7 protein-coding genes, 1 tRNA gene and 1 pseudogene are annotated in these 10,482 nt (G+C 36.8%); 5 read left to right on the forward strand and 4 right to left on the reverse strand.

Annotated elements, in window-relative coordinates:
* Both ACIQ2X_RS09785 and ACIQ2X_RS09790 read right to left on the reverse strand, forming a co-directional pair.
* Positions 1-670: pseudogene (locus ACIQ2X_RS09785) on the reverse strand (glycosyltransferase); the annotation flags it as partial.
* A 197-nt stretch (positions 671-867) separates the two neighbouring features.
* Positions 868-943: transfer RNA gene (locus ACIQ2X_RS09790), tRNA-Gly, on the reverse strand.
* Between the two features lie 139 nt (positions 944-1,082).
* Here ACIQ2X_RS09790 and ACIQ2X_RS09795 point away from each other — a divergent pair.
* Positions 1,083-1,439, forward strand: a complete 357-nt coding sequence (locus ACIQ2X_RS09795; protein ID WP_396178748.1) for a GNAT family N-acetyltransferase — start codon at positions 1,083-1,085, stop codon at positions 1,437-1,439.
* A gap of 82 nt (positions 1,440-1,521) precedes the next feature.
* Here the strand turns inward: ACIQ2X_RS09795 and ACIQ2X_RS09800 are convergent, their stop codons facing one another.
* Positions 1,522-2,247 (reverse strand): murein L,D-transpeptidase catalytic domain family protein, encoded by a 726-nt coding sequence (locus ACIQ2X_RS09800; RefSeq protein WP_396178749.1) that lies wholly within the window; start codon positions 2,245-2,247, stop codon positions 1,522-1,524.
* A 226-nt stretch (positions 2,248-2,473) separates the two neighbouring features.
* Between ACIQ2X_RS09800 and ACIQ2X_RS09805 the strand changes: the two genes are divergently transcribed.
* The 4 genes from ACIQ2X_RS09805 to ACIQ2X_RS09820 all read left to right on the forward strand — a co-directional run bounded on the left by ACIQ2X_RS09805 (position 2,474) and on the right by ACIQ2X_RS09820 (position 8,461).
* Positions 2,474-4,885, forward strand: a complete 2,412-nt coding sequence (locus ACIQ2X_RS09805; RefSeq protein ID WP_396178750.1) for a DUF5916 domain-containing protein — start codon at positions 2,474-2,476, stop codon at positions 4,883-4,885.
* Positions 4,886-4,962: 77 nt separating this feature from the next.
* Positions 4,963-6,486 (forward strand): 2,3-bisphosphoglycerate-independent phosphoglycerate mutase, encoded by a 1,524-nt coding sequence (gene gpmI, locus ACIQ2X_RS09810; RefSeq protein WP_396178751.1) that lies wholly within the window; start codon positions 4,963-4,965, stop codon positions 6,484-6,486.
* Between the two features lie 290 nt (positions 6,487-6,776).
* Positions 6,777-7,604 (forward strand): type I methionyl aminopeptidase, encoded by an 828-nt coding sequence (gene map / locus ACIQ2X_RS09815; protein ID WP_396178752.1) that lies wholly within the window; start codon positions 6,777-6,779, stop codon positions 7,602-7,604.
* Between the two features lie 92 nt (positions 7,605-7,696).
* The gene (locus ACIQ2X_RS09820) at positions 7,697-8,461 is read left to right on the forward strand and encodes a class I SAM-dependent methyltransferase (protein ID WP_396178753.1); all 765 of its coding nucleotides are present in this window, start codon (positions 7,697-7,699) and stop codon (positions 8,459-8,461) included.
* 51 nt (positions 8,462-8,512) lie between these two features.
* Here the strand turns inward: ACIQ2X_RS09820 and ACIQ2X_RS09825 are convergent.
* Positions 8,513-10,482 (reverse strand): insulinase family protein (locus tag ACIQ2X_RS09825; RefSeq protein ID WP_396178754.1); only part of this gene is annotated, 1,970 nt, incomplete at its 5' end.

A 10,482-nucleotide genomic window follows, 5' to 3' on the forward strand; every position in this document is an offset into this window, starting at 1 on the left:
TCTTCAAGTATAAAGTCGCATCCCAATTGGGCTCATGCCAGAAGTTTCCTATAAACACAAAATCTTTTCGTTCCTGAAATTCCATCATTCGATAATCCAAAGCCAGTTCTGATTCTCGAACAAGCAATGGGAGGTAAAAAAGATATTGTGCATCAATTTTAAAATGACGCGTCAACAATTCCATTTCAAATTCTGCAATAACCAACGTTAAGTCGCATCGTAAAATACTGGCAATTTCTCTTTTTGTCCAATCTTCTTCAAATAAATTGGAAACTTCAAAAGGAATTCCTTTTTTAAAATTCGATGCACGTGTATGGCGTAAACAATGTAAATCCTCACTGTCTAAAATTCGTAAAGCAGTAGGACAATTTTGAACAACCCGCCAGCCAAATTGCTCTTCCGTAACAAACCGATCGAACAATACGATAGCTGGATTCCAATTTTTTACAAGAAAATCAAAACGATCTGAATTGAGTGCAATACTTGCTTTTTCAACTCCAATGGTACTCAGGTCAAAATTAAGGTCGTTTTCTAAAGCGGTAGAGGCAAATATTATTTTGTAACCGAATGTTTGAAGCAACAAAATCAGTTGCAACATACGTGTACCTGCTGCAGATGATTTGGGTTCTGGCCATACAAGACCTATAATTAAAACAAGTTTGCTATTCATCGACTAATCATTAAACTCAGCTAAAATTTAAATGCGTTTTAATTTGAATAATCCCGTAAAAATGGCGTGAAGAACTTTAAAACAATAGGAAGTGGCGGTGAAAAGGAATGTACTTTTATTCGGAGGAAAAGTACTAAAAATTTAATTATAAAATATAAATATATAAAAAAAGTCTCAAACTTTGTTTGAGACTTTTTTGGAGCGAAAGACGAGGCTCGAACTCGCGACAACCAGCTTGGAAGGCTGGAGCTCTACCAACTGAGCTACTTTCGCATTACAACGGTGCAAATATAAGTAATAAAATAACTTTCCTGCAAACTTTTTCTCCAAAAAAAATGAAAAAAATTAGTGCAAACTATACTAAATTTGCCTAATTTATTTACACTTAAAATGTTATCTCTTCAAAAAAAACATGACTAACTTAAAAAAAATTACGGCAGAAACGACTTTCGAAGTTAGAAACCCTGTTTTGCGACCTCAACTTCCTGTTGAAAGTTGCCATTTCGATGGTGATCACTTAGATTCTACTATTCATTTTGGATTTTACTTGGAAGAAAAAATCGTAGGAGTTGTTTCGGTATTCGAGAAATCCAACGCAATTTGGGATTTCAAAAATCAATATCAGATAAGAGGAATGGCCGTATTAAAAGATTTTCAAAAGAAAAAGATAGGCGAACAACTGGTAAATGTCGTAATTGAGTTAGCACACGAAAAAAAAAATGGACATAATCTGGTTCAATGCACGGAAAAATGCGGTTCCGTTTTATGAAAAACTTGGTTTTCACATTTACGGAACCGCATTTGAAATTGAAAATGTGGGTACACATTTTGTAATGTACCGCACGCTTTAACTACAAATTAAATTTTGAATTTTTTACAGTATTTAAAGACGGATGGTAAATGTATAAGCACGATTTGTCCTTTATCAGGCTGATAATTTCTTTAGTCATGTGCATTGGAATTGCTGGACAGCCCAAACTACGTCCCAAGCGCGAATGATTTTGAATAAAAGAATCAGCCACATAATCAGCTCCGTGCATGACTACAGCACGAGAACGAGCATTATCATTTAAACCGCGTTCCAATCCATCTAAACGCAAAGATAAGCCGTGCTTGCCTTGGTACACTTCTCCAGTAGCATAGAAACCCAAGCTACTTTTATAAGATTCTGCAGCATTTGAAAAAGAATTTGCAAATCCATTACCTGTATTTCGGCCGTGAGCTACTAGTGAATTATACAAAACAGTATTACTGTTTAAGTCTATAATCCAAAGACGCTTTACATTGGAAGACAAACTGAAATCGATTAGTGTCAAAATATTTTTTTGAATAACGCCCTTAGCTTGCAAAGCATAAAATCCTTTTAAGGCTTTTGTAAAACTTTCTAACTTTGGCAAAGGAAGATTGTTGGTATGTAAAGTATTATATAAACTTATCGCTTTGGCGTCAACCGTTAGCACAGTTTTCGAAATCAATGCTTTAATTAATGTATTTTTGTTTTTTTCCAAAACAACTTTGTTGTTAGAACTAAAACTAGAAAAGAGTAAGAAAAAAATAGGAAGGATTCTGTAAATCATTGATAGTTTTTTATTTATGAGTGGCTAACGAAACAAAAGTATAAAAATTGTTGTAAAAAATGCATTTAAGCTAAACTTTAACAATAATGTTATTTTTGAAATATTTAGGATTCTTTTTTTGAATAATTCGCACTATTTGCAGCTTTAAACAAAAATGACTTGGAAGTTTAATTTCAATCGGACTTGCTAATAATCCTTAAATAACTAGTTTTGCATTCATAACACAATGACTATGCCAAAACACCATCTTGCGTTAACTATTATTTTTATAATCAGTTCTTTTTCAGGATATTCGCAATACAAAACACTTCAAACAACTGTTACCAGTGATAAAATTGTTATCGATGGCAACATCAGTGAAGCCGCTTGGTCTTCGGCTGATGTAGCAACAAATTTTGTGATGCAAGAACCCGATAATGGCGTTGCAATAGCTCCCGAAAAAGAATCTGTTGTTCGGGTATTGTACGACAACGATGCTGTTTACATCAGTGCTATTTTAAATGATAACGAACCCGACAAAATTTTGAAAGAGGTAATGCAGCGCGATAATTTTGGCACTGCCGATCATTTTGGCGTGTACATTAACGGATTTAACGACGGCCAACAAGACTTTCGGTTTTATGTAAGTGCAGCTGGCGTTCAACTTGATTGCATTTCTACCGAGGAAAATGACGATTTTAGCTTAGACGCTATTTGGGAAAGTGCCGTTGTTATAACTCCCACAGGTTTGACCGTAGAAATGAGAATTCCTTACGCAGCGTTACGCTTTTCGAAAGAAAAAATACAAACATGGGGGATTAATTTTTATAGAGAAATAAAACGTGACCGGCAAAAATATACTTGGAATCCAGTAAACTTTCAAGTGGGTGCTTTACTTCCACAAACGGGTCGATTGGAAGGAATTAAAAACATCCAACCTCCTACTCGATTATTTTTTATTCCATACTCGTCCTATTATTATGAAAAAAATGCAACTGTAAACTCACACACTATTAAAGGAGGAATGGACATTAAATACGGCATCAATGATTCTTTCACGTTGGATGCCATATTAATTCCCGACTTTGGCCAAACAGTTTTCGATAATGTCGAACTTAATTTAGGCCCTTTCGAACAACAATTTAATGAAAACCGCCCTTTTTTCACGGAAGGAACCGATTTATTTAACAAAGGAAATCTACTTTACTCTCGTAGAATTGGCGGAAAACCCTCCACTTCAGCCCGCACAACAGACGAAAACATAGAAATTAAAAATCCGGCAACGGTAAATTTAATCAATGCTTTAAAAATTTCTGGAAGAACCAAAAGCGGATTAGGAATCGGTATTTTAAATGCCGTTACCGAACAAACTTTTGCCGATTCTTACAACAAAATTACCGACGAAACCTCACAAATTGAAGTAGAACCGCTTGCTAATTACAATGTTTTAGTGTTTGATCAGCGATTCAATCAAAACTCATCAGTGGCTTTTGTCAATACCAATGTTACCCGAAACGGCACGTATCAAGATGCAAATGTTTCGGCAATTATTTATGATTTAAACACTACCAACAACCGTTACAACCTTTCGGGCGATGTAAAATACAGTTTTATCAACCGCTTCGGAAACCTTTCGGATAAAAAAGGAGTCAGTTCAACAATTGGCATTGGAAAAAAAGGAGGTAAATGGCGGTACAGTGCCGGTGCAAACTATGTTTCGGAAGATTATGACCCCAATGATTTGGGAATTAATTTTGTGACAAACTACCACGGTGGTTATGCAAATTTAGGCTACCGTATTTTAAACCCCGTGGGTATATTCAATACTTTTAGAGTGGACTATTCTAATTATTTAGAAATTCAAAACACTTCTGGCCGATTGCAACAAGCCCGATTTAATGTTGGAGTTACAGCAAATACACGAAAAAACGATTTCATTTTATTTGAATTCAATGTAAACCCCTTACATGTTTCTGATTTTTATGAAGCGCGAACCGAAAATCAATTTGTTACCATTCCAAAAAACATTTTTAGTTCGTTATATGTATCGACCAATTACAACAGAAAATTTGCTTTAGACATTAATCCCTTTGCAACGGTATTTAATGAAAAAAATCGCGTGCAATATGGCATTTCTATTGAACCACGCTACCGATTTTCCGACCGCTTTTTGCTGACGTATTCGTGGGAATTATTTCGCCAAAATAGCGATAAAGGTTTTGCACGATTTGACAATACTCAAGAAGCCGTTTTTTCCAACAGAGACCGCAGAACCATTACCAACGAACTTGCTGCTAAATATGCGATTAACCCAACAATGACCTTAAATCTTGCCACACGTTACTATTGGGCTATTTCCGAAAACAGGCAGTATCTTTCGTTAAAACCTGACGGAACTTTGGTTGAAAATGCTGTTTTTACTGATAATACCGACATCAATTATACCACAGTGAATTTTGACTTAACGTACTCGTGGTGGTTTGCACCAGGAAGCGAAATTTCTGTTTTGTATCGAAATAACGGCGTCAACAGTAGTGCTTTTATTGATAAAAACTTGCAATCCAATTTCAGAAATGTAATCAACAGTAATTTGACCACCGTTTTTTCGATAAGTATTCGTTATTTTATTGATTATAATGATTTGAAAAAAGTTTTTTGAACTATTTTTTGAAATAAAAAGGCTTGAACCCACAGCATTCGTGTACATTTTTTAACTTTGTTTAAAATACACTTCTCATGAACAAAAAAGTAATTCTGATGATTCTCGACGGTTGGGGAAAATCTCCTGACCCAAAAGTTTCCGCAGTCGATCAGGCAAACACGCCATTTATTGATCGTTTATATACGCAATATCCTAATGCGCAACTTCGTACTGACGGACTTAATGTAGGACTTCCCGAAGGTCAAATGGGAAATTCTGAAGTTGGTCATATGAATTTAGGGGCCGGGAGAATTATCTATCAAGATTTGGCCAAAATCAATTTGGCTGTCGACAACAATACACTTAAAGACGAGAAAACACTTGTAGATGCCTTTACTTTTGCAAAAAACAACAATCGAAAAGTACATCTTTTAGGATTGGTTTCGGACGGTGGTGTTCATTCGCATATCAATCATTTAAAAGGTTTGGTAGAAGTGGCGGAAGATTTTGGTTTGGAAAACGTTTTTATTCATGCCTTTACGGACGGTCGTGATGTAGATCCAAAATCGGGAATTGAATTCATTGCTGATTTAGAACATTTTCTGAGTACTAAAAAAGCAAAGCTAGCTTCTGTAGTAGGTCGTTATTATGCCATGGATCGCGATAGACGTTGGGAACGAGTAAAACTTGCCTATGATTTGATTGTCAATGGATTGGGACTACACTCCAAAAACGCAGTTACAAGCATTCAAGAAAGTTACGACAATGAGGTTACGGACGAATTTATCCAACCGATTGTGTTGACCAATAATCAAAACAACCCCATTGCCACAATTGAAGAAGGCGATGTGGTTTTGTTTTTCAATTTCAGGACCGATCGCGGACGGCAATTAACCGAAGTTTTGACGCAATGCGACATGCACGAATTTAACATGCACAAATTGAATGATTTGTATTACGTAACGATGACCAACTACGACGATACTTTTATGGGAATGCACGTTATTTATGACAAAGACAACATTACCGAAACCTTAGGAGAAGTTCTGGAAAAACACGGCAAAAAACAAATCCGGATTGCTGAAACGGAGAAATATCCGCACGTTACGTTTTTCTTTTCCGGAGGTCGTGAAGCCGAATTTGTAGGCGAAAGTCGGCTCTTGTGTCCTTCACCCAAAGTGGCTACGTACGATTTACAACCTGAAATGAGTGCTTTTGACTTAACTAAGGTTTTGGTTCCAAAAATCGAACAAGAAGAAGTGGATTTTGTTTGTTTGAATTTTGCAAACGGCGACATGGTAGGACATACGGGTGTGATGGAAGCGGCCATTAAAGCTTGTGAAGCTGTAAATCAATGTGTTGAAAAAGTAATTACTACAGCCTTGGCACACAATTATACCACCATTGTAATTGCCGATCACGGTAATTGTGAAACGATGATCAATCCAGATGGATCGCCAAATACGGCACATACTACGAATCCTGTTCCTATTATTTTGGTCGACAAAGAGCTAAAATTCGTCAATAGCGGGGTTTTGAGTGATATCGCACCCACTATTTTAGAGCTGATGGGAATTGAAAAACCAACTGTAATGAACAGACATTCGTTGTTGCATTAGCGGTGTTATTATAAAGATGGAATGCGTAGCGAAAATTTTTTGTGTCGCTTTATGCTCTGTGTCTGCGTGAAGCGCGTTAGGGAGTGAAGCGGAAACCCTTTTTTGTGGCTTTTTTTGCCACAAAAAAGGTTGTAGCGGAAAGCCCGACCCGAAGTTTTTACGAAGGGTAACGCCCAAAAACAAAATATGAAGCTAATTATATTAGCATAAATCCCATATAAGCTGGATTAAAACTCGCAATGTACAATTGATTAAAAAACGCTACTTTTGCACAATCAAAAATTAAAGAGATGATTATCCAAAAATCAAGAGAAGAAATCGAATTGATGCGGCAAAGCGCTTTATTGGTTTCTAAAACTTTAGGTATGATTGCTACCGAAATTAAAGAGGGCGTTACTACCAAACATCTAGATAAATTAGCAGAAACTTTTATAAGAGACCACGGCGGAATTCCTGGTTTTTTGGGACTATATGGATGCCCTTCAACTCTTTTAACAAGTGTAAATGAGCAAGTAGTACATGGACTTCCTACGGATCGTCCGATTGAAAATGGTGATATCGTTTCAGTGGATTGTGGTGCAATTTTAAACGAATTTTATGGCGACCACGCCTATACTTTTGAAATTGGCGAAGTGGCTCCAGAGACGAAAAAATTACTCCAGGTGACTAAAGAATCTTTATATATTGGGATTCGGCAACTCAAAATTGGTAATCGCGTCGAAGATGTTGGAAACGCCATTCAAACTTATTGTGAATCGCATAAATATACTGTTGTTCGCGAACTAGTGGGCCACGGTTTGGGACGAAAGATGCACGAAGATCCAGAAATGCCTAATTATGGTAAAAGAGGTCGTGGAAAATTATTTGTAGAAGGAATGGTTGTGGCGATTGAACCGATGATTAATCTTGGCACACGAAACATCAAAACATTAAAAGACGGCTGGACAATTGTAACTGCCGACCGAAAACCAAGTGCTCATTTTGAACACAACGTAGCCATTGTAAACGGAAAACCCGAATTGCTATCTACTTTTGGGTATATTTATGAAGCGTTAGGCATTACTTCTGATGAGGAAATGGAGTTTAGAATGCAACCCCTTATTTTAGACACGAATTAAACAAATTTGCACTAATTTAAAAATGCTTTATAGACAAAGAATCCGTAATTTGTGTAAATTAGTGCAATTTGTGCCAAAAGCTAGACATAGTAATGAAAAAACTTTTCAAATTTATATTAAATACCATTCCCCGTCCGTTGTTAATTCGGGCGAGTTATGTGATTCGACCCATTTTGGCATCGGCGTTGAAAGGTTCGACGTTTACCGATCCAATTGATGGAAAAAGTTTTAGAAATTTTCTGCCGTATGGTTATGGACAACAGCGAAACAATGTTTTATCGCCCAGTACTTTGTCGTTGGAACGCCATCGATTGTTGTGGTTGTATCTAAAAAATGAAACCGATTTTTTTTCCGCTCCAAAAAAAGTGTTGCATTTTGCACCCGAACAAGCTTTTTATAAATTGTTTCGCAACCAGAAAAACCTGAATTATACCACAACTGACTTGTTTTCGCCTTTGGCTGATGTGAAAGCCGATATTTGTAATTTGCCCTTTGAAAATGATACGTACGATATTATTTTGTGCAACCATGTTTTGGAACACATTCCCGATGACACGAAAGCCATGCAGGAATTGTATCGGGTTTTAAAACCGGGCGGAATGGGAGTTTTCCAGATTCCGCAGGATTTAAAAAGAGCCGAAACTTTCTCAGACGACACGATTACCGATCAAAAAGAACGAGCTCAAATTTTTGGTCAATACGATCACGTTCGTATTTATGGTCGCGACTATTTTGATAAATTACGCAGTATCGGATTTACCGTAATCGAAGAAGATTACACGAAAAAATTAAGTCCCGAAATGGTTACTCAATATTGTCTGGCTCCCGGAGAAATTATTCCTGTGTGTTACAAATAAAAAAACCTGACTTTCACATCAGGTTTTCAACTTTAAAATCGAGAGAAAAAATTAATTTTCGGGCATTAATATTCCAATTACTTTGTCTTTCGATAAATATTTTTTGGCTACATCTTGTAAATCTTTGGCAGTGAGTTCGTTGATTTTTTCTTCTGTTTTCAAAACATCAGCTGCTGGAGTTCCATTGGTATACGAACGCGTTAAGGCCGACAACCAATAACGGTTTTCTTTGCTTTCCTTTTTATAATCCGCCAATTCTCCTTCTTTAAATTTCGCTAAATCTGCTGCTTGAGGGCCGTCTGTGATGATTTTATTCAACTCCCGTAATGCTGATTCGGTCAATTTTTCAGCATTCTCTGGCCCACAAGGAAACGAAATATTGAAACTGTACGAACCGTACGGCACTTTACTCATGCTTCCGCGTGCATTTACACCATAAACACCACTTTCGTTTTCACGCAACTCTTCGATTAATTTTATGGTTAAAACTTCTCCTAATGCCGACATTGCCAAGGCTTCTTTTGAAGTGTACGGAGCGTCGCCGTAAAACATAATGGTTACATTACTTTTTGGGTCAGTTCCTTTATTTACCACTTTTTTCAAGTCTCCCTTTGGCATACGGAACCCCAAGTCGGTCATTTTCTCACGTTGCTTGCTACTAGGCAAACTGGCTAAGTATTTAGAAGCATATTCCTCCATTTTTGCATCGTCAACATTTCCAACAAAAAAGAACTCAAAATCTCCTGCATTCGCAAAACGCTCTTTGTATTTTTTATGCGCCAACTCATAATTAGTTTGTTCCCACGCTTTATCATCTGGAATAATGCCAAAAAATCGAGGATTGTCTTTCAGTAAAAATCCGTAAAACTCTTGTTGGAAATAAAAATTAGGTGTCGAAGCCATATTTTTGTAAAACGATGCTTGCTTTTGCTTATAACCTTCAAAGGCTTCTTTATCCAAATTTAAATCGGTGAAATAAGCATGTGTCATTTGGAACAGATACTCTAAATCTTTTGGCGTAGCACTTCCGTTAAATCCTTCGGAAGTACTTGCAATATAGGGGTTCACGTTAGCAATTTTGCCATTCATAAATTTATTGATGTCGTTTAATTTCAAACCAGAAAATCCAGCTTCGCTCAAAGCGCCATTTGCAAATTGCGTTTGTTGCAATTCTTTGTTAGAATAGAGATTGGTTCCACCAAAACTAATGGCACTCATAAGTATTTCGTCGTTTTTAAAATCGGTTTTTTTATAGGTCACTTTCGCCCCATTAGAAAGGGTTAAAGTAGTGGTCCCCATTTTAGCATCTTTTTCTCTCTTAGCAACTTTTCCAGCTTTCACTTCTTTTCGCAACAAACTTGCTGCAATTTCGGTGTCTTTGTAAGGAGTGATTGCTTCAGAATCTACTTTTAAAACCGCCAAAACTTCTGTTTCGGTAGGCAATATCAGTCCTTCTTTTTCTGGACCTGTTAAAATCACCACACGATTATCTTCTTTTATATATGTATTAATCAAACCATTGATGTCATTCAATTGAATTTCGGGCAACATTTTCAAAAGCATTTCATACGTCCAAACGATTCCTGGAGTAGGTTCTTTCTCTAAAAAGTGCGATTGATATTCGCCTACAAAATTGGATGAATTGGTTTTTTCTCGATCATTGTAAACACGCTCCATTCCGGCCACAAAATCAGATTTGGCGCGAACAAGTTCGCCTTCTGTGAAACCATATTTTTTCACCCTTTCATTTTCCATCACCAGAACTTTTAACCCGTCCAATTGCTTGTCTTCGGCAGTCATTGCAAAAGATTGGTAGGCTTCTTTAGTTCGAGCAAAAGTTCCTCCATGATACGAATATCCAAAAGTAAATGGAGGGGTTGGTGAATTGGTCAATTCGTCCAAACGATTGTTCAACATTGTTGAAAACAAACCTTCAGTAATTTCCTTTTTATAATCAGCAATCGTCACCATTGGTTTTGGCGCATCATAATCTTTATACATCAACTGTACTTGGGCAGAAG

Source organism: Flavobacterium sp., assembly GCF_044368625.1.
Taxonomy (GTDB): Bacteria; Bacteroidota; Bacteroidia; order Flavobacteriales; family Flavobacteriaceae; genus Flavobacterium.

Bases quoted from the DNA above. Each gene is read 5' to 3' on its own strand.
- ACIQ2X_RS09795 (WP_396178748.1), top strand. From the start codon at position 1,083: ATGACTAACTTAAAAAAAATTACGGCAGAAACGACTTTCGAAGTTAGA.
- ACIQ2X_RS09800 (WP_396178749.1), bottom strand. From the start codon at position 2,247: ATGATTTACAGAATCCTTCCTATTTTTTTCTTACTCTTTTCTAGTTTT.
- ACIQ2X_RS09805 (WP_396178750.1), top strand. From the start codon at position 2,474: ATGACTATGCCAAAACACCATCTTGCGTTAACTATTATTTTTATAATC.
- gpmI (WP_396178751.1), top strand. From the start codon at position 4,963: ATGAACAAAAAAGTAATTCTGATGATTCTCGACGGTTGGGGAAAATCT.
- map (WP_396178752.1), top strand. From the start codon at position 6,777: ATGATTATCCAAAAATCAAGAGAAGAAATCGAATTGATGCGGCAAAGC.
- ACIQ2X_RS09820 (WP_396178753.1), top strand. From the start codon at position 7,697: ATGAAAAAACTTTTCAAATTTATATTAAATACCATTCCCCGTCCGTTG.